The following is an 18,467-nucleotide window of genomic DNA, read 5'->3' as shown; positions in this document are numbered from 1 at the left end:
AGTCTCATCTTTGCTTGAATCGCCTCGCAACGAAGAGAAGCTCGTGAATACTGTGCTTTCAGAATTCAGACTCAGACACAAAAGGAGGAGCACTCTGGACGACAACCCCTGAGGTGTTTCCATGGCTCACGTACCGCAAGATCGGGTCGACGAGGTAGCACCTCGGGATACCCGCCCTGAACCGCCCATCAAAAGCATGCCCCAAGCAGATATCGCGCTCAGGGGACTCTACGAGATATCGAAGGTGCTGACCGCCCCCAGCGAGCTGGAGATTACGCTCGCCAATGTCGTGAACATCCTGCCTTCGTTTCTGCAAATGCGTCACGGAGCAATCGTCGTCCTGGACGCTGAAGGAGAGCCGGAGATTGCCGCAACTGCCGGCAATACCCACGCACCTCAATCAGGCACTCGCCGCGTCATACCACAGGCCATAACAGATCAAATCGTCGCTACGGGGACGCCGCTCTTCATACCGGACGTCCGCAAGTCCCAACTATTTCACGCTGACCTTCAAACATCTTCGAGCAGCGGCACCATCCCAATTGCCTTTATCGGTATCCCGCTAAAGGCTGATCATAAAATCCTTGGGACATTGTCGATCGATCGCGCCGGAGACGGCGCCACCGACTTTCGCGACGACGAGGACACATACTTCCTGACGATGGTCGCCAACCTTGTCGGCCGGACGATCCGTCTCCATCGCATCCTGAGTACAGATCGTCAGCGGTCTGTCCATGAGCAATGGAGACCGGAGAAATCGCCCAACGAGGGGAGGACCTACGACCCTGCCCGGCATGCGGATGTCAAAATCGACGGGATCATCGGGGAAAGCCCCGCACTCAAGCAGGTGCTCGAAACCGTCTCGGTCGTAGCAGGGACCAATTCCACCGTGCTACTGCGGGGTGAAAGCGGCACCGGCAAGGAATTCTTTGCGCAAGCCATCCATAAGCTCTCACGTCGGAGGAAGAAGTCTTTCGTCAAATTGAACTGCGCCGCACTGTCTGAAAGCGTTCTGGAGTCAGAACTGTTTGGGCATGAAAAGGGCGCTTTCACGGGTGCTATCTCCCAGCGCGCCGGTCGTTTTGAATTGGCAAATGAGGGAACGCTGCTACTTGATGAAATCGGTGAGATTTCGCCGGCCTTTCAAGCCAAGCTGTTGCGTGTCTTGCAGGAAGGCGAGTTGGAGCGAGTCGGCGGCACCAAAACGCTACAGGTCGACGTGCGCCTCATATGCGCCACCAACAAGGACCTCGAGACGGCCGTCATAAAAGGGGAGTTCAGGGCCGACCTTTATTACCGCATCAATGTGGTGCCAATTATCCTGCCTCCGCTCAGAGAGCGACCCGGCGATATTCCACGCCTTGCGAACGCCTTCCTCAATCGATTCAACAAGGAGAACGATCGCGCACTCGCCTTCGCGCCGTCGGCGCTTGACCTGATCTCGCAATGCTACTTCCCTGGTAACGTCCGCGAGCTGGAGAACTGCGTCCAAAGGACGGCCACACTTGCGCGTTCAAGGACGATCACGCCATCCGATTTCGCCTGTAAGAAGAGCGAGTGTCTTTCCTGGCTCCTCTGGAAGCGAGCCGACCGCTCGAATGGCGGCAATACCATCGACGATCTCGCACGGGTCAACGCAGTGCCGGTCGGATTGCGGCTGCCGGCCAGTCGCATCGGTGCCTCCGCAGGCAACGTATCTCCCCTTGCGGCCGGCGATCCAAACGATCCCGCTTGTCCCCCGCGTCTGACGGAACGCGACCGGCTGATCGACGCGATGGACAAGGCCGGTTGGGTTCAGGCCAGGGCGGCTCGTATCCTCGGCCTCACGCCGCGGCAAATCGGCTACGCGCTGCGCCGATATGGCATCGAGGTGAAGAAATTCTAGACGTCGTGATGACGTCAAACGTAAGCCCGAAGTAGTCTCCCTCACACCCTTCGCGCCCAAGGCTGGTAGCCTTCGCGACCCGATTTGCTTGTCCACTGTCGGAAGCCCGACAAAGGTGTGTCGGAGCAATCCGACGGAATCCGACACGAAAGCCAATTCGTGAACCAAAACCGCTCTTTGAGCTGGCATAGCTCTTGCGGTTTGAACTGCGACATTCACCCAGCAACGGAGCCGTTCGATGTCCGCACCGGCAATTTCGCTTGAGAGCCTCAGCACGACATTCGATGACCAGTTGCTTGCCACCGTGAAAGCCGGTGGCTGCGCGTCTTCGTCCTGCGGCTCGTCGATAAAGCCGGACGACACGGATCCGGCTGTCTGGGACAAGATCAAGGATCACCCCTGCTTTTCAGAAGAGGCGCATCACTATTTCGCGCGCATGCACGTCGCGGTGGCGCCCGGCTGCAATATCCAGTGCAACTACTGCAATCGCAAATATAACTGCGCCAACGAAAGCCGGCCTGGGGTGGTCTCCGAAAAGCTGACGCCCGACCAGGCGCTACGCAAGGTGATCGCGGTCGCCAACGAGGTGCCGCAGCTTTCCGTGCTCGGCATCGCCGGACCTGGCGATGCCTGTTACGACTGGAAGAAGACGAAGGCAACGTTCGAACGAGTCGCCAGGGAAATCCCAGACATCAAGTTTTGCATCTCCACGAATGGGCTCGCGCTGCCGGACCATGTCGATGAGCTTGCCGACATGAATGTCGATCACGTGACGATCACCATCAACATGGTCGACCCTGAGGTCGGTGCAAAGATCTATCCTTGGATCTTTTACGACCATCGCCGCTACGTCGGCATCGAAGCCGCCCGGATCCTGCACGAGCGGCAGATGTTGGGTCTGGAGATGCTGACCGCGCGCGGCATCCTCACCAAAATCAATTCGGTGATGATCCCCGGCGTGAACGATGAGCATCTGATCAAGGTGAATAGATGGGTCAAGGAGCGAGGCGCGTTCCTGCACAACCTCATGCCGCTGATTTCGGACCCGGCGCACGGCACGCACTACGGACTGAGCGGGCAACGCGGCCCAAACGCAATGGAGATGAAGGCTCTTCAGGATCGTGTCGAAGGCGGCGCCCAGTTGATGCGCCACTGCCGGCAGTGCCGGGCAGATGCCGTCGGCCTGCTCGGTGAGGATCGTGGCCAGGAATTCACAGTCGACCGAATTCCCGGCGAGGTCACCTATGATGCCAGCAATCGCAAGGCCTATCGGGAGCTGGTCGCGGAGGAGCGCCGTGATCACGTGGCGGCTAGGAGAGAAGCGATCGGATTGGTCAAGGCAGCGAGCCCCGGCAAGTCCCTTCTCTTCGCAGTGGCGACCAAGGGCGGCGGCCGCGTCAATGAACATTTCGGCCATGCGAAGGAATTCCAGGTTTACGAAGCATCGCCGAGAGGGATCAGCTTTGTCGGGCATCGCAAGGTCGAGCAGTATTGTCTCGGCGGCTGGGGCGGAGAAGCCGCCCTGGATGGCGTCATCGCTGCGCTTGAGGGCATAGATGTCGTGCTGTGCGCCAACATCGGAAACTGCCCGCAGGATCAGCTCGCCGACGCTGGAATCCAAGCCACCGACGCATATGCCCACGACTATATCGAGACCGCAATCAGCGCGATTTGCGCGGCCGCGTCTGGGACCCCCGCACTCGCGGCGACGGCCTGAGCGCGTCTCATCCATTCGGACCAGGAGTTAAAATGGCTTTCAAGATCATCGCATCCCAATGCACCCAATGCGGCGCCTGCGAATTCGAGTGTCCCTCCGGCGCGATCAAGTTCAAAGGCGAGAGCTATGTGATCGAGCCGCAAAAGTGCACCGAGTGCGAGGGGGTCTTCGATGCGCAGCAATGTGCCTCGGTATGCCCGGTGCCGAAGACCTGCGTTCCTGCGTGACGAACATTGGGCTGCCGACATGGTCGGGGATGCCTTCGCAGGACGCCTGGAACGCCTTTGTTCACAATCTGCAGCCTCAAGAGAAATCAGGGAACGGACATGTCGCTCGGACGCGAAGAGGAGGTCGAAATCCGCAGGCCTCCACGATTCATGCCGGGAGAGCGGGTACGTGCCACTCGCCACATAAAAAATGACGGCACCTATCCTGGCAGGGAGATCGGCGAAAATCTCGTGCGGAAGGGCGACGAGGGATATGTGCGCGACATTGGCACCTTTCTCCAGCAGTTCTTCATCTATGCGGTCGAATGGATCGACCGTGGCACCGTCGTCGGCATGCGAGCGCGTGAACTGATGAGCCTCGACAAAGCCGAGGCGCCCTGCAGTGCTGAAAACAATACCAATGAAGGGACGGCCAGATGAAAGTCATGATCCGCAGGACCGATGCTGGCTTGTCGGCGTATGTCCCCAAAAAGGACCTCGAAGAGCCGATCATCAAGCTTGAGAAGGAAGAGTTGTGGGGCGGAACTGTGACGCTCAGGAACGGGTGGCGGCTCCTCCTACCCGATCTTCCACGGGATACGCGTCTGCCGATCACCGTCGAGGCAAGGAAGGTTTCCGAAGAGGACTGATGCTGCCCCTTGATAAGGTGCGTCGCGAGGAAACGAGCATGAACATCATCCTGACATCGGGCCACCTCGTCATCGTGCGGGACAGTTTTGCCGAAAAGCTGCTTGACCTGGCGGAGGAAGCGCTCGCCGCCGATGAGGTGATCCCCTATCTCGGTCCGGGTCTTCTTGAATTCAACTGTGCGGAACCGCCTGTGCCGCATACGCCGGAGCTCGTTGCCGCGGCACTCAATGCGCGGGCGCCAGCCCCTTCCAGGATCCGCACCAATATGTGGTCGGTTGCGCAGTTCATCGAACAGCGCCGGCATCGCCGGACGCTGCAAGCTTGGATGACCGACATATTCGCAGCGCCGGTGGCGCCGACCCTCCTCCACGCCTGGCTCGCAAGGCTGCCGCTCTCCCTCATCGTCGACAGCTGGTACGACGGCGCGATGCGCACGGCTCTCGTAGAGACCGGCCGAACGGACGTCGTCGAGATCCAGGGCGTAACGCGGGCGAACGAAATCCGGGACATTTGGACGAAAACCTACGATCTGTCCGGGAGGGAACTCGACCTCCGATCGGGGGCAAAGACGGTTCTCTATACACCTCACGGGAGTATTAGGCCTGCGCAAAACTTTCTCGTCGCAGATTCCGACTATGTCGAAGTCCTGACCGAAATCGATATCCAGACACCGATCCCAGACGTGGTGAAGGAACGGCGCATCACCCGTGGATTTTTCTTCGTTGGCTGCCGCTTCAACGATCAGATGCTGCGCACCTACGCCAGGCAGATCATGAAGCGCTCCCGAGGTCCACATTGCGCGGTAATGGACGCGGAAACGCTGACCAGAAACGAAGCGCGTTTCCTTGCGGCAAGCGGAATCACGGTGATCGACATGCCAGTAAGTGAAGCCGCGGCTCGGCTTATAGGAACGCGCCCTGCTGCAGGTGGTGGACAGGATTAACAATGGCGGGCCCCTTTGATGATTGGTCCTTCGGCTTGCCTCGAAGGCGCAAAATGCAGTCGGGAATACACCCGTGAGCAGTGATGCTATCGGCAGCGCAACGAACGCTCTGAATTCGTTGACCCATGTGGAAGCGGCGCGCTGGGGCCGGGATTTGAGTACGCTGTTGCGCATCACGCGTATGAATTTGCGGCATCCCTGGCAGGTCGCCTTCGCTATGGGCTCGACGATCATGGCGGCAATCCTCCAGTTGCTCATTCCCCAGCTTCTCGGCCGGGCTGTCGACCAGACCCAGACAGCCATCGGGGGCGGTGTCGCGGGGACCGCGGCAGGACAAGCGCTCTGGATCCCGGCTCTCCTGCTGCTCGCCGTCAGCGCGCTACGCGGCCTTTTCACGATGGCGCAGAACTATTTTGCCGAAGCCGTCGGGCATCATGTCGCATACGAACTGCGGCTCGCCTACTACGACAAGATCCAGCGTCTCAGCTTTTCCTTTCACGACCGGGTCCATTCAGGCGATCTGATCACCATCGGAATGCTCGATCTCCAAGGCGTGCGGATGTATTTTTCCACCGCGCTCGTTCGCGTGGTCCTGCTCACCATGCTGATCGGGATCGGCGCCTACATGATGATCTCGACCGATCCCATGCTCGGCCTAGTCGCGCTGAGCTTCGTGCCTTTTGTCGCCTGGCGCTCATCGGCCACACAGCTTAGGCTGCGCGCCACCTGGCTCGACCTGCATGAGCGGCTTTCGGTGCTAAGCCGCGTGATGGAGGAAAATCTCGCAGGCATCCGCGTGGTCCGCGCTTTTGCGGCTCAAGCCTATGAGATGCTGAAGTTCGACGGCGCTTCCAAGAACGCGCTCGACCTCGCCAACGACCGCGTCGACATTTACGTGCCCAGCACGTCGGCGATGACCTTGTCCTTCTTTTTCGCAATGGGATTGGTGCTCTGGATCGGTGGCAGCAAGCTCGCCGCTGGCGAGATCAGCGTCGGAACGGTGGCGACCTTCCTGACCTTCATGACAATCCTGCAAATGCCAGTCCGCCAGATCGGTCTCATGGTCAATGCCTTTGCCCGCGCTTCTAGCTGCGGTTCGCGGCTTTTCGGTCTCCTCGACCAGGAGATCACAATCAGGGATGCTCTCGAGGCCAGACCGCTCGAGATAAGCGACGGCACTCTGCGCTTCCACAATGTCTCGTTTGAGTACCCCAGCGCCGAAAACCGCGCCATTCTGAAGAACCTCAGCTTTGAGGCCCGTAGAGGCGAGACGATCGCGATCGTCGGTCCGCCGGGTTCGGGCAAATCGACGATGGCTCATCTGGTCCCCCGCTTTTACGACGTGACCGGTGGCGCCATCACGCTGGACGGCCAGGACATACGTAATGTCACCCTCGCGACGCTTCGCAAGGCGGTCGCCGTCGTACAGCAGGATGCATTCCTATTCACCACCACGATCGAGAACAACATCGCTTATGGCGATCCCTGGGCGAAGAGACAGCGAATCGAACGCGCTGGCGAATTCGCCCAGCTCCACAACTACATCCTCGGGCTCCCAGCAGGCTACGAGACGGTCGTGGGCGAACGCGGCGTCTCTCTCTCTGGCGGCCAGCGCCAGCGTCTCACGATTGCTCGCACCATGATGCTGCGCCCCTCCGTCGTCGTTTTCGACGACTCAACGGCCGCGATCGATGCCGGCACCGAGCAGCGCATCCGCGCGGCGATGCGGCGCTTCGCCAAGGATCGGGTGACGATCATCATCGCGCACCGGCTGAGTGCGCTTATGCACGCCGATCAGATCCTTTTTGTCGATAACGGCGAAATCGTAGAACGCGGCACGCATCAAGAGCTTTTGGCGAAGCGGGGACGCTACAGGGCCCTTTACGATCTCCAGACGCGCCCGGGTGCTGACATTATGACCCAGTATGGGGGCGCCCGCTGATGGCCCAAGGCCGCGCCGGCGAACTCGAAGCCGAACGTGACGGCAGACGCCCTCCGCGCGCGGTCGTCGGCTCGCACCGCATCGAGGAGGAGATGTTCGGCCGGGCTTTCGACAAGAGCATCCTCCGGCGCATCTGGGCCTTCGTCCGTCCCTATCGGGCAAGGATAGTTATCACGATTGTCGCAATGCTGATCTTCACCGGCACGCAGCTTCTCATCCCGTTGATCATCCGCTACGCGATCGACCAGGGCATGAACCCGGCAAGGACCGATCGCTCAGCCCAGCTTGCGGCCGTCGGCGCGTTCGTTTTGGCGATTTTGGTCAATTTCGCTGCCGGCTACATGCAGGAAACCGTGGTTGGGAAAGTTGCCGAAACTGTCCTGTTCGACATCCGCCGCGCCATGTTTGGCCATCTGCAGAAGGTTTCGCTCTCCTTCATGGACAAGACCGAGGTCGGACGCCTCATGTCGCGCCTGCAAGGCGACGTCAACTCCATACAGGAATTCCTCGAAACCTCGGTATATTCCGTAGGCGATGTTGCGCTTCTCTTCGGCATCGTTTTCGTAATGCTGTGGCTCGACTTCCGCCTCGGCCTCCTGACGCTCTCGGTTCTGCCGGTCCTGGTGATCGTCCGCATTGTCTGGCTGCCGCGTGCCCGCGCCGCCTTCATGGCTGCACACGAGACTAATTCCGTCGTCAACGGCGCGCTGGCCGAAGCCATTCACGGCGTGCGCACCGTCCAGTCAATGGACCGCCAGCAGGTGAATTCCATTCTTTTTGACGACAAGGCCCATGCCAACCTCAGGACCCACCTGATCGCTGCCAAATATGCACTGGTCATGGTGCCTATCGTCGATGGCCTCACCGGCCTCGCCATGGCCGCCGTTATTGTGGTCGGCGGCTCGATGGTCATGAATGGCCGCATAGATGTGGGCGTATTGGTTGCCTACCTATTTTACATCCAGCGCTTCTTTGACCCGATCCGCTCACTCACCCTGCAATATTCGGTCATGCAGCGCGCCATGGCCTCAGGCAAGCGCCTGACCGATGTGCTCGACGTCAAGATCGATGTTCAGGACAAACCCAATGCCGAGGTGCTTTCGCCCGAAATGGACGGCTCGGTCGAGTTCAGGAACGTCACCTTCGGCTACAATCCGAACCGTTCGGTGCTGAAAAATGTCTCCTTCCGGGTCAATCCCGGCGAGACGGTCGCACTGGTCGGGCCGAGCGGTTCTGGCAAATCGAGCGCGATGGCCCTGGTCCACCGCTTCTATGATGTTCAGCAGGGCCAAGTGCTGGTCGGCGGACATGATGTGCGCGATCTCACCCAGGAATCGCTCGGCCGCCAGGTCGCCATGGTGCTGCAGGAGCCGTTCCTGTTCACCGGGACGGTCTTCGAGAACATTCGATACCACAAGACGGAAGCCACGCGCGACAAGGTGATCGAGGCCGCCAAGGCGGTCGGCGCCCACGACTTCATAATGAGCCTCGCCGACGGGTATGAGACCCAACTTGGCGAACGCGGCGACAACTTATCTCTCGGCCAGCGCCAGCTTATCAGTTTCGCCCGCGCCCTCGTCGCCGACGCCAAGATCCTCGTGCTCGACGAAGCTACCGCCAACATCGACAGCTACACGGAAATGCAGATTCAGAAGGCTCTGATAAAGCTGCTTGAAGGGCGCACTGGCCTCGTCATCGCCCACCGTCTTGCCACGATCCGGGGTGCCGACCGCATCATCGTGCTTCAGAATGGCCAAGTTATTGCGACTGGCAACCACGATCAGCTAATAGCCATGGGGGGCCTGTATTCCAAACTCTACAATCTCAACTACGCCTCCTTTGACGATATTCCAGAACACGATACGACCGTACAAGCCGGCTCCCAGACCTGACGTCTTGGCGGCCTTGTGGTACTGACATTGACTTCGGGCGTGCCGGCGGACACTCAGGCCGCCGCAGACGAGGAAGCAGGCAGCATTCATGCAAAGCACTCGCGCGGATCGTGAAGACCGGCTGCGAACGATTTCCTCCAGCGTCGTTATCCGACCGCGGTGCACGCCGCGACATCGGGCGAACTCGCTCCAGGTGGTGTCGCTCGGCGTAGCAAAGCCGCTCGCGAGCGCGCCCTCAACAGCGCCGTAGCGAGTGACGGCTTTGCTACCGCCGAGCCGCTGATGAAGCTGGATGCGGGAGCCGCCACCGGCGCCGCCCCGGTCGAGAAGAACCTCTTGCGGCGGGCTATGGGCAACGACTAGCGCGAGCGCGACGAGCAGATGCGTGCCGGCATCGTGACGCGCTCGGCCATCATCTCCTTAGGATCGTGCAGTCTCACACCGTGCCCAGATGCCGGCCAACGCACAAACCTGGTAATCTGTGCCGCCGGCTCGTCGTCAGTTTGGCCTCCCTCACGATTTCCCAATCCCCACCACGTGCACGCTCGAGCAATGTGAGGGAGCGCAGTTACAACGATTTACCTTCGGATCAGACCGCGAATTTCATGTCAGCCAAGTCGAGCCATGATTTCGGATTGAATGGTCGTCGCGGTGTATAGGGAAGCATCTAGCGGCAGATTCCCAAATGCCAGTTGACAAAGAAGGTAGTTAGCACCTGCCTCTTCCAACTGACTGAGCAGAGCTTCTCGCACAGACGCTGCTGATCCTACCACGCACAATTCACTCTCGACTGCCGCATCGAAGGTCAGCGGCAGGTTGGGTGGAGTGGGGATAGCGTTAAGCTCGTAAAGGAATTGGAAGCTCTTGAGCCATCGTTCGTAAGCAGGTGCCGCGAGCGAATAGGCATGTGTGTCACAACGCCCAACCACGACCATGCGGAGCAATCCAATAAATGGCACTCGATCGCCCGCGCCAGTGTTGTCCTCTTGATAGGCGCGGAACGCATCAGTAGTTTTGCGAACAGAAGAGGAAGGTCCTACACACGCGATATTTGCTCCATTCGCAGCGGCCCAGGCTGCGGACTCGGGTCGATTGGCGGCGACCCATGTCGGCGGATGTGGACGCTGATGAGGTCTTAGCGTCAAAGGAACGTCATTGAGCTCAAAATGGCGGCCTTGATAGCACAGCGTGCCAACCTTCATGGCATTAACAAGTATTTCAACAAGAATTTCGCTGGCTTCCGCATAGCGGCCCGGCACCGCGTCCGCACCAATCCCGAAGTAACCCAATTCGATCGGGAGAGCACCGCGCCCTATGCCCAGTTCGAGCCTGCCACCGCTCAACTGGTCCAGCATACAGATCTCTTCGAACGCACGCAGCGGATGATAAAGCGCAAGCAGCATCACCAAGGGTCCGAGACGCAGGCGCCGGGTGCGCTGGGCGACGCTCGATAAGAACAGATTCGGCGATGGACCTCTCCCATGGGGGGTACAGTGGTGCTCTGCGAGATGATAGGCATAGAACCCTAGCTGATCGCACGCCTCTGCTAATATCAGGCGATCTTCGTACTGCCGGGCGATATCGAGGCCGTCCTCGTCCAGATGATCGAAGATGCCGAAGGCTAGGTTTGAAGGAAAGACGTTTGTCACTCGATATTGTCCCCGATTTTAAAGAAAATGTTGTCGTGCTTGGGTGACCAAGCAAGTCTAAAGATAGCAATGTGTGATATCGGATTAGCGTCAGCGTACCGAACGAGCAGAGCCTGACGCTCCCCTGCCTGTGGTGCTTGGTATGCTTAAGCTTCCAACTATATCGCGAGCGGCAGCAAGAAATGCATCCAATTGCTCTTTTGTGCCGATGCTGACGCGGATGCAATGTTCCAAACCATTGTCCGGAAAGTAGGCAACGAGTATCTTTTGCCTTTCCAAGGCTGCTTGCCACCATGAGCCGTCCTGTCCCGCTGGCACACGGGCTAGCAAGAAATTTGCGTGGGAGGGCGTTACGGAAAATCCAAGTTGCGACAGTGCGGCTGTCACTCGCTGTCGTTCATGTCTGATGTGCTTGTGGTTCTCTGCGTAGGCGCCGCGATGCGCAAGCACGCTGATACCAACCGCATGCCCGATCACGTTCATGTTGAAGACGTTCTGGATGTTGCGCAGCCTGCCAATAATCTCAGGGTGACCGAAACCGAAACCGACGCGAATGCCAGCGGCGGCATAGCTCTTCGAAAATGTTCTCAAGATCAGAAGGTTCGAATAACGGTTGATGAGGCGCAGCCCGTGATCGGGTGCAAAGTCGACATAGGCCTCATCAAGGACGACCAGGCGATCCGATTGTGCCACGAGGCGTTCGATATTGCTTATCGAGAGGAATGTTCCGGTCGGATTGTTTGGATTGGCCACCAGAATGAACTTGGCGTCTTTTGCCGGACCGGAAAGCAATTGCTCCATTGGCAGCGAATGAGTTTGACATCCGATCTCGAGAAACTCAGCACCATGCAACATGGCAAGTTTGCGGTTGAACGAAAACCCTGGCGATATCATCGCCACCTTGTCGCCAGGGGCGAGGAAAGCTCTGTAGATGAGTCCGAGCAGTTCAGACGACCCGTTGCCTGCGATGACCTGATCCGTGGATACGCCATAGGTATTCGACGCTGCTTCCCTCAAGCTGATGTTATCGTCGTCCGGATACAGATACTGGCGATTGAGGGCCGCCACTGCACTTTGCATTATGATTGGCGGCAACGGAAACGGGTTCTCATTCGTATTCAGCTTGACAAAACTACTGTCCGGCGCTGGTCCGTTGGACGGCAGAGCATCTAACTGTCGCGTCCCTTGCGGAAGAGACGAAAGCACAGCTTGCAGTTTTGCATCGGACATATTTTATCTCCGTTTCAGTCGCACAGGGCATCCGTATGAGCTCGCAACGAGAGCAACATGGCGGACGGATTGACGATGGCAGCGTCGCCTTTCACAAGATGGTCGCAACGCCGGCTGCCATGGGATTTCGGCCAGGCTGTCCTCGGTCGGATCGACTTGACGCGGACGCGGATCTGCATCCCTGCGCGGGCCAAGCCGCTAAGCGGTCTCAGCTAATCCGCCTGAGTCATGCTTTCACAGACGCTTGACCTCGATGCCGTATTTCCTCAGCACGTAGCCAATCTGGCGCGGGGTCAGTCCAAGCAGGCGCGCCGCCTTTGCCTGCACCCAGCCACATCTTTCCATGGCAGCAATGACGCGCTCGGCGTCGGTGGTCCTCGCGCCCAATGAGTGGGTTGCTCCGGCAGGCGGGACTGTGGTGGCGGCCGAACGAGCGGCCGCATCCGGCGGCGTGGCCGGATTCACTGCCTCTGGGAGGATTGGCGCTGGTTGCAGCGCGGCCTTGCCCGATCTGCTCTTCCGCAGCGCCTCGGCAAAGCATTGGTCGTGGGAGCACGCAAAGTCGTTTCTCCCGATTGATCGTCCCTCCGCCAGGATCGCTGTCCGGTGCACGCAATTTTCAAGCTCGCGAATGTTGCCGGGAAATTCACATTTCATCAGTACTTCAATCGCACGCGGATCGAAGGTCAGCGTACGGCCGTTCTCATCGTTGAAATTCTTGAGAAACTCAGCTGCGAGGAGCGGAATATCGCTGCGCCTTTGGCGTAACGCCGGCACCAGCAAGGGAACCACGTTGATGCGATAATATAGGTCGGCGCGGAACTCATTCCTTGCAACCGCCTCTTCAAGGTTCCTGTTCGTGGCGGCAATCACGCGAACGTCGACCTTGATGGTCTGGTTGCTGCCGACGCGCTCAAACTCCTGCTCCTGCAGCACGCGCAGTAGCTTTGCCTGGAAGGAGGCCGAGATCTCGCCGATCTCATCCAGAAACAACGTCCCCTTGTCGGCGAGCTCAAAGCGACCCTTGCGGGAATTGAACGCGCTTGTGAAGGCACCCTTCTCATGACCGAACAATTCGGATTCCAGGACTGTCTCTGGCAGCGCTGCACAATTGAGTTTGATGAAGGGCCGCTTGGCGCGCGGCGACAACTCGTGAATTGCCTTCGCGACCAGCTCCTTCCCGGTACCGGATTCGCCTCGCAACAGAACCGTGGTCTTTGCCTTAGCTACCACTGCGATCTTCTCGAGCAGCGCGCTTAGCGCCGGACTGTCGCCAATCATTCCCTTGACGTGAACCTTCTTGCGCTGCGGTGCAGGGTGCTTGACATCAGAGAATTGCGTTTGCAGCCGATCTTCCACCTCCGTCGGTCGTTCGCGGTCGCCCGCGGAGAAGCGGTGCAACTTGACTGTCTGTCCCACCATGTTGGCTATCATGGTGAGCAGCCGGACATCATAATCGAGCCGATACGTTGACCTGCTGTCCAAGGCGCGGTCGATAGTCAGCGTGCCTACGGCGTTCCCATCAACACGAATGGGAACGCCGATGAAGGACACGGTGTCGGAGGCCCCAAGCACCTCTATGTCAGCGGCAGTGAAGGCCGAATGCACCGCTATGTTCTCGGCGACGAGCGGCGTGTCCGTCGTCACAATCAGATCGATTGCCTTGCGCGGCAGGCGCATCCGGGAGCGCTCATCGCTGTTCTCGTCGCAGCCGGTGACTACGGTGATGTCCAGTACGCCCTCAGCGTCGAAGAGAGCGATGATGCCGTGCCGCATCTGCACAAACGAGGGCAGGAGATCGACGACCATGGCCAACGTGACTTCGAGCCGGGCGGGGTCGGTGAGTACTTTCGATATTTCGAAGATGCCGGTAAGCGCGTGCTCGTGCGATGGCACAAAAGGGACCGCGGTGTTCATCTCGGACTTTGGGTAAGCCCTTTTCGCATCCGGAAGCGAAATGCGGCACTCGCTGGCATTTTGTTCTGATTTGGGAATGTTGTGGTGCATATGATCCTCGATCTCGCGCCATGAAATGCATGCCGGCGGCATGTGCGCCCGCGACGTCGCGGGCAAGCGCGAAAATGCTCTGACGTGAACTCGTGCCACCGCCGTGTGGTCGAGTGCAAAGCGGGTCGACCCCTGACGCATCGCTTGGCTCTCCCTCCACGAAGCTTGGCCACGTTCTCGGCTTGCACGGGGGCAACCACACGTTGATTTTCAAAAGACTGGAGCGAGGCGGGATAGTCAATCGAGCTTTCTTTCATTCGTGAAAGGAAACCTCGCGGCCTATGATAGAATTCATCAGTTCTAATTTTTGTCGGCGATGTTGAACGACAGAAATACGGCGCCGGCGATGCGGTGCCCGAGCGGCTGACCGCGCCGAGTTGCCGGGCCGTGCCAGTCACCAGCGCCTGCGAACCAGGGGCGGGAGCGATAATCACTGCCGACGACACTGGTCGGTCGCGGCAACCGCCATTTCCTCGATATTGATGACGGAGATAAGGCGGCGGCATCGCGTGTGAAGGCGCGAAGCTGGCGGTCGAGCGCGGCTTTTTCGGCGGTGCTCGGAACTTCTGAACCGCATCGTCGCGGTCAGCACCAGCGGCGTCAATCCCTACGTCTCGACGTCGCTTTCAAGCTGTCGCTGCAGCGGCAGCGCGGCAAAGAACACGGCAATTCTCCGCTCTGGTGCCAGCGATGCGGCCCTTCCCAAAGTCGGCAAACCGAGGAGCCCACCACGATGTGCAGCAAAACCGCAAGCCAGAGAGATCGACCGGCAATCTGCCGGAGAACATCAAGCGCGTGCTGGACGGCGGCCTTGTCATTCCCGTCTTGTGCCACCGCATTCATCCCATCATTGGCGAGCCAACGTCAGTTCAGGTCATGCGGATCCATTTGGCATGGGTATTGCGGCGGCGTTGGTGCAGCGTTCGACCGGAGCGCCGCGATAGGGAGAAGCCCGGGAGAAGTCACGCCACCTCGATCCGGTCAGGGAGAGAGAAACAGTGTCAGCTGCACAAGTCCGCGGCGCGAGTCCCGCGCCCCGCAAACCCTTCTATGCCAAGCTTTACGCGCAGGTGCTTGCCGCCATCGCCCTCGGCGTCGCAATTGGCTATTTCTATCCGGGGACCGGCGAGAGCCTGAAGCCGCTGGGTGATGCCTTCATCAAGCTGGTCAAGATGATCATCGCGCCTGTCATCTTCCTGACAATTGCGACCGGCATTGCCGGCATGAACGATCTTCACAAGGTCGGCCGGGTCGCCGGCAAGGCAATGGTCTATTTCCTCACCTTCTCGACGCTCGCGCTGATCGTCGGCCTGATCGTCGCCAATGTCGTCCAGCCTGGCGCCGGCCTCAACATCGATCCGGCCTCGCTCGATGTCCAGGCCGTGAATACCTATGCCGCAAAGGCCCACGAGCAGTCGGTCACCGGCTTCCTGATGAACATCATCCCGCCAACGATTGTCGGTGCCTTCGCGGAAGGCGACATCCTGCAGGTGCTGTTCTTCTCGGTTCTGTTCGGCATGGCGCTCGCGATGGCCGGAGAGACGGGCAAGCCTGTCGTTTCCTTCCTTCAGGCGCTCATCGCGCCTGTCTTCAAGCTCGTCGGCATTCTGATGAAAGCCGCGCCGATCGGCGCTTTCGGCGCAATGGCCTTCACCATCGGCAGATATGGCATCGGTTCGGTCGTCAACCTCGCGATGCTGGTCGCGACGTTTTATTTCACCGCCTTCCTCTTCGTGTTCGGGGTTCTCGGCGCGGTCTGCCGCTACAACGGCTTTTCGATCTGTTCTCTTATTCGCTACATCAAGGAAGAGCTGCTGCTTGTCCTCGCAACGTCCTCCTCGGAGGCCGCGCTCCCCTCGCTCATGCAGAAGATGGAGAAGGCGGGCGCCAGGCGTTCGGTTGTGGGTCTCGTCATCCCGGCCGGATATTCGTTCAATCTGGACGGCACGAATATCTACATGACCCTGGCGGCCCTCTTCATCGCGCAGGCGACGAACACGGATCTGTCAATCGGCGATCAGGTGCTGCTGCTGCTCGTTGCGATGCTTTCCTCTAAGGGCGCTGCAGGTGTAACAGGTGCGGGCTTCATCACCCTGGCTGCTACGCTCGCCGTAGTTCCGAGTGTTCCCGTTGCTGGGATGGCACTGATACTCGGCATCGACCGCTTCATGTCCGAATGCCGGGCGCTGACGAATTGCGTCGGCAACGCAGTGGCATCCCTTGTCGTTGCCCGCTGGGAAGGAGAATTGGACCGAGCGCAGATGAAAGCCGCCTTCTGCGGTCATCAGCTTGCCGAGGCATCAAACCGGCTATCCTCCGCCGAGTAAGGGCGACGCACCGCGACCGGTTTCGCCAAGCTGGTCACATGACCTGAACGATCGACTCGCAGGCTCTAAACGGCGCCTCACGGACCATGTATCAGAAGCGCTAAATGTGTGAGTGCAAATCATCGCCGCCCTAAGCGAATGAACCTTCCGTTATACCCGGCCGGTCTACGTCTGGAGTAGTCCAATACGCTGTCGATCATTCAGTATGCGGGCGTCTTCACTTTGCCCACCCGAAAGCATTGTCGAATCACGCTAGGTGACAGAGAGCCAGCCTGCGTCAAAAACCAATCAGAATAGGACCCATGACCAAGCGCCCCACAATTACCGATCTCGCCCGCGAAGCCCGAGTCAGCGTAGCAACGGTCGATCGGGTTCTGAACGCCCGCCATCCGGTGCGCGAGGAGACCGCGCGGCGGGTCCACGACGCCGCCCACGCGATCGGCTATCATGCTGCCGGGCTCATCAAGCAGCGCTTGCGGCGAGACCTACCGTGCTACCGTCTGGGCTTCATCTTGAGAAAACCGGCCCAGCATTTCTACCAAGACTTTGCGCGCGAGGTCGAAGCGTCGGTCAATTTGGCCCAGTCCTTCCACGGCATTCCGCTCATCCAATTCGCCCCGTCACATATGCCGAACGACCTAATCGCACCGCTCAAGGATTTGGGCGCACGCTGCCATGCGATCGCGATGGTGGCACCGGACCACCCAAAAATTACAGCAGCGGTTGAGGACCTCAAGGCCAAAGGCATTCCGGTTTTCTCGCTGCTTTCCGACTTCGCCGCCGGCGTGCGACAGGGCTATATCGGCCTCAACAACCGCAAGGTGGGGCGCACGGCCGCTTGGATGGTGTCCAAGGTCGCAAAACGGCCCGGCAAGGTGGCGGTGTTTGTCGGTAGCCATCGTTTCCAGGGGCACGAGCTCCGTGACGTCGGCTTTCGCTCCTATTGCCGTGAGAACGCGCCGACGTTCGAGGTGCTCGATCCGCTTGTGAACCTGGAGAAACGGCAGGTCACCTACGAGGCAACGCTTGATCTCATGCAGCGGGAACCCGAGCTCGTCGGCTTCTATGTCGCCGGCGGCGGCATGGAGGGCGCCATCTCCGCGGTCCGGGAAGAGGGTAAAAGTCGCGATCTCGTCGCGATCGTGAATGAAATCACGCCGGAATCTCGGGCGGCACTCGCTGATAACATCATCACGATGGCGGTCGCCACGCCAATGCGCCGGCTTTCCCAGGAGCTGATAACGCTGATGACGCGGGCTATCGAGACCGGCACTGCTGAAACACCAGGACAGACATTTCTGCCGTTCGACATCCATCTGCCGGAAAATATATGAAACTGATGGCTTCTATCGTAAGCGGGGAGTTTCCTTTCATGAATGAGAGAAAGTTGATTGATTATCCCATCCACGCGGGGTAACCGCACCCCACAGGCCTCAGCCGCGGCCCAGGATGAAGCGCCGATTGGGTGAACGGATCGGCCGCGCGTTCAGCCCGAAGCGCGAGGTAAATTGCCTACATCCGCAGCGTCGACCTCGACCGGCTTCATTGCCAACATCTCGACGTTGTCGGTGCAGGGCGGTGTCGTCAAGGATGCCTCACGCCAGTAGCCGAGCGAGGCCGGCACAGTCCATTGGTATCGACCTCGTCGACCGCCATCTCCTCGCCTGGCCGCGTGAAAAGCCGCGGCATGGCCGGCAAAGTTGGCATTTGAGTGGGGCTAAACACCTTCTGGGACTTCGCACGCGAAATCGGAGGCGGCAGTCAATTCAGTACCAACCCGGACATGTGTTCTGCTCGTTCCTGGCCCTCGTACTCAGCAAGGAACTGCGCCGCTCTGCCGGGCCAAAGGCCTGACGCCCGAATGGCAACCGCTCCTACGCGATCGCGACCGCCTCCAGGAAGCCACCATCGAAAAGGATGCTCGCGTCGTCACCACCACGTCACGGCCAAAGTGGGCAACGTTTTGAAGGCAGCTGGCATCGCTCTGCCACACAACCTGGACGAACAACTCGCCTGAG

General features: G+C 59.3%; 14 protein-coding genes and 1 pseudogene. 12 read left to right on the top strand and 3 right to left on the bottom strand.

Going from position 1 to position 18,467, the window contains the following annotated elements; translation table 11 throughout:
* Positions 1 to 121 precede the first annotated feature (121 nt).
* From nifA (NKH23_RS08090) to NKH23_RS08050, 9 genes are all read left to right on the top strand, one after another.
* Positions 122 to 1,885, top strand: coding sequence for a nif-specific transcriptional activator NifA (nifA, locus tag NKH23_RS08090; RefSeq protein ID WP_353034451.1), 1,764 nt, complete (start codon positions 122 to 124; stop codon positions 1,883 to 1,885).
* A 238-nt stretch (positions 1,886 to 2,123) separates the two neighbouring features.
* On the top strand, positions 2,124 to 3,602 hold the full coding sequence (gene nifB, locus NKH23_RS08085) for a nitrogenase cofactor biosynthesis protein NifB (RefSeq protein ID WP_353034449.1): 1,479 nt from the start codon (positions 2,124 to 2,126) through the stop codon (positions 3,600 to 3,602).
* A gap of 32 nt (positions 3,603 to 3,634) precedes the next feature.
* Positions 3,635 to 3,829 (top strand): 4Fe-4S dicluster domain-containing protein, encoded by a 195-nt coding sequence (locus NKH23_RS08080; RefSeq protein ID WP_023678248.1) that lies wholly within the window; start codon positions 3,635 to 3,637, stop codon positions 3,827 to 3,829.
* 99 nt (positions 3,830 to 3,928) lie between these two features.
* On the top strand, positions 3,929 to 4,249 hold the full coding sequence (locus tag NKH23_RS08075) for a nitrogen fixation protein NifZ (protein ID WP_352491475.1): 321 nt from the start codon (positions 3,929 to 3,931) through the stop codon (positions 4,247 to 4,249).
* Positions 4,246 to 4,458: a putative nitrogen fixation protein NifT gene (gene nifT, locus NKH23_RS08070; protein WP_023678250.1), complete on the top strand. Its 213-nt coding sequence runs from the start codon at positions 4,246 to 4,248 to the stop codon at positions 4,456 to 4,458. The genes NKH23_RS08075 and nifT overlap by 4 nt, the downstream gene beginning before the upstream one ends.
* Before the next feature lie 38 nt (positions 4,459 to 4,496).
* The gene (locus NKH23_RS08065; protein ID WP_353034447.1) at positions 4,497 to 5,402 is read left to right on the top strand and encodes an SIR2 family NAD-dependent protein deacylase; all 906 of its coding nucleotides are present in this window, start codon (positions 4,497 to 4,499) and stop codon (positions 5,400 to 5,402) included.
* Between the two features lie 73 nt (positions 5,403 to 5,475).
* Positions 5,476 to 7,344: an ABC transporter ATP-binding protein gene (locus NKH23_RS08060; RefSeq protein ID WP_352548213.1), complete on the top strand. Its 1,869-nt coding sequence runs from the start codon at positions 5,476 to 5,478 to the stop codon at positions 7,342 to 7,344.
* Complete coding sequence (locus NKH23_RS08055) at positions 7,344 to 9,236, top strand: ABC transporter ATP-binding protein (protein ID WP_352548211.1); 1,893 nt, start codon at positions 7,344 to 7,346, stop codon at positions 9,234 to 9,236. The genes NKH23_RS08060 and NKH23_RS08055 overlap by 1 nt, the downstream gene beginning before the upstream one ends.
* Before the next feature lie 159 nt (positions 9,237 to 9,395).
* Positions 9,396 to 9,599 (top strand): hypothetical protein, encoded by a 204-nt coding sequence (locus NKH23_RS08050; protein ID WP_352457028.1) that lies wholly within the window; start codon positions 9,396 to 9,398, stop codon positions 9,597 to 9,599.
* Between the two features lie 245 nt (positions 9,600 to 9,844).
* Here NKH23_RS08050 and NKH23_RS08045 read toward each other — a convergent pair whose 3' ends face one another.
* The 3 genes from NKH23_RS08045 to nifA (NKH23_RS08035) form a co-directional block, all read right to left on the bottom strand.
* On the bottom strand, positions 9,845 to 10,885 hold the full coding sequence (locus NKH23_RS08045) for an LLM class flavin-dependent oxidoreductase (RefSeq protein WP_353034444.1): 1,041 nt from the start codon (positions 10,883 to 10,885) through the stop codon (positions 9,845 to 9,847).
* A 90-nt stretch (positions 10,886 to 10,975) separates the two neighbouring features.
* On the bottom strand, positions 10,976 to 12,115 hold the full coding sequence (gene hisC, locus NKH23_RS08040) for a histidinol-phosphate transaminase (protein ID WP_352548209.1): 1,140 nt from the start codon (positions 12,113 to 12,115) through the stop codon (positions 10,976 to 10,978).
* A 234-nt stretch (positions 12,116 to 12,349) separates the two neighbouring features.
* Positions 12,350 to 14,122 (bottom strand): nif-specific transcriptional activator NifA, encoded by a 1,773-nt coding sequence (gene nifA / locus NKH23_RS08035; RefSeq protein ID WP_352548207.1) that lies wholly within the window; start codon positions 14,120 to 14,122, stop codon positions 12,350 to 12,352.
* A gap of 998 nt (positions 14,123 to 15,120) precedes the next feature.
* Here nifA (NKH23_RS08035) and NKH23_RS08030 point away from each other — a divergent pair.
* The 3 genes and pseudogenes from NKH23_RS08030 to NKH23_RS34555 all read left to right on the top strand — a co-directional run.
* Entirely contained in the window at positions 15,121 to 16,449 is a 1,329-nt protein-coding gene (locus NKH23_RS08030) for a dicarboxylate/amino acid:cation symporter (protein WP_023678259.1), read from the top strand.
* A 302-nt stretch (positions 16,450 to 16,751) separates the two neighbouring features.
* Positions 16,752 to 17,783 carry a LacI family DNA-binding transcriptional regulator gene (locus NKH23_RS08025; RefSeq protein WP_352542066.1) on the top strand — a complete coding sequence of 344 codons (1,032 nt, stop codon included), beginning with the start codon at positions 16,752 to 16,754 and terminating at the stop codon, positions 17,781 to 17,783.
* A 445-nt stretch (positions 17,784 to 18,228) separates the two neighbouring features.
* A pseudogene (locus NKH23_RS34555) lies at positions 18,229 to 18,466 on the top strand (IS1634 family transposase); the annotation flags it as partial.
* Position 18,467: the final 1 nt, after the last annotated feature.

Origin of the sequence: Mesorhizobium sp. M1328 (genome assembly GCF_040318075.1) — a bacterium.
Classification (GTDB): domain Bacteria; phylum Pseudomonadota; class Alphaproteobacteria; order Rhizobiales; family Rhizobiaceae; genus Mesorhizobium.
This window is presented reverse-complemented; position numbering and strand designations above follow the sequence as displayed.

Coding starts and splice junctions, on each gene's coding strand:
- hisC (WP_352548209.1), bottom strand. CDS start 12,115: ATGTCCGATGCAAAACTGCAAGCTGTGCTTTCGTCTCTTCCGCAAGGG.
- nifB (WP_353034449.1), top strand. CDS start 2,124: ATGTCCGCACCGGCAATTTCGCTTGAGAGCCTCAGCACGACATTCGAT.
- nifA (WP_353034451.1), top strand. CDS start 122: ATGGCTCACGTACCGCAAGATCGGGTCGACGAGGTAGCACCTCGGGAT.
- nifT (WP_023678250.1), top strand. CDS start 4,246: ATGAAAGTCATGATCCGCAGGACCGATGCTGGCTTGTCGGCGTATGTC.
- NKH23_RS08025 (WP_352542066.1), top strand. CDS start 16,752: ATGACCAAGCGCCCCACAATTACCGATCTCGCCCGCGAAGCCCGAGTC.
- NKH23_RS08080 (WP_023678248.1), top strand. CDS start 3,635: ATGGCTTTCAAGATCATCGCATCCCAATGCACCCAATGCGGCGCCTGC.
- NKH23_RS08055 (WP_352548211.1), top strand. CDS start 7,344: ATGGCCCAAGGCCGCGCCGGCGAACTCGAAGCCGAACGTGACGGCAGA.
- NKH23_RS08065 (WP_353034447.1), top strand. CDS start 4,497: ATGAACATCATCCTGACATCGGGCCACCTCGTCATCGTGCGGGACAGT.
- nifA (WP_352548207.1), bottom strand. CDS start 14,122: ATGCACCACAACATTCCCAAATCAGAACAAAATGCCAGCGAGTGCCGC.
- NKH23_RS08075 (WP_352491475.1), top strand. CDS start 3,929: ATGTCGCTCGGACGCGAAGAGGAGGTCGAAATCCGCAGGCCTCCACGA.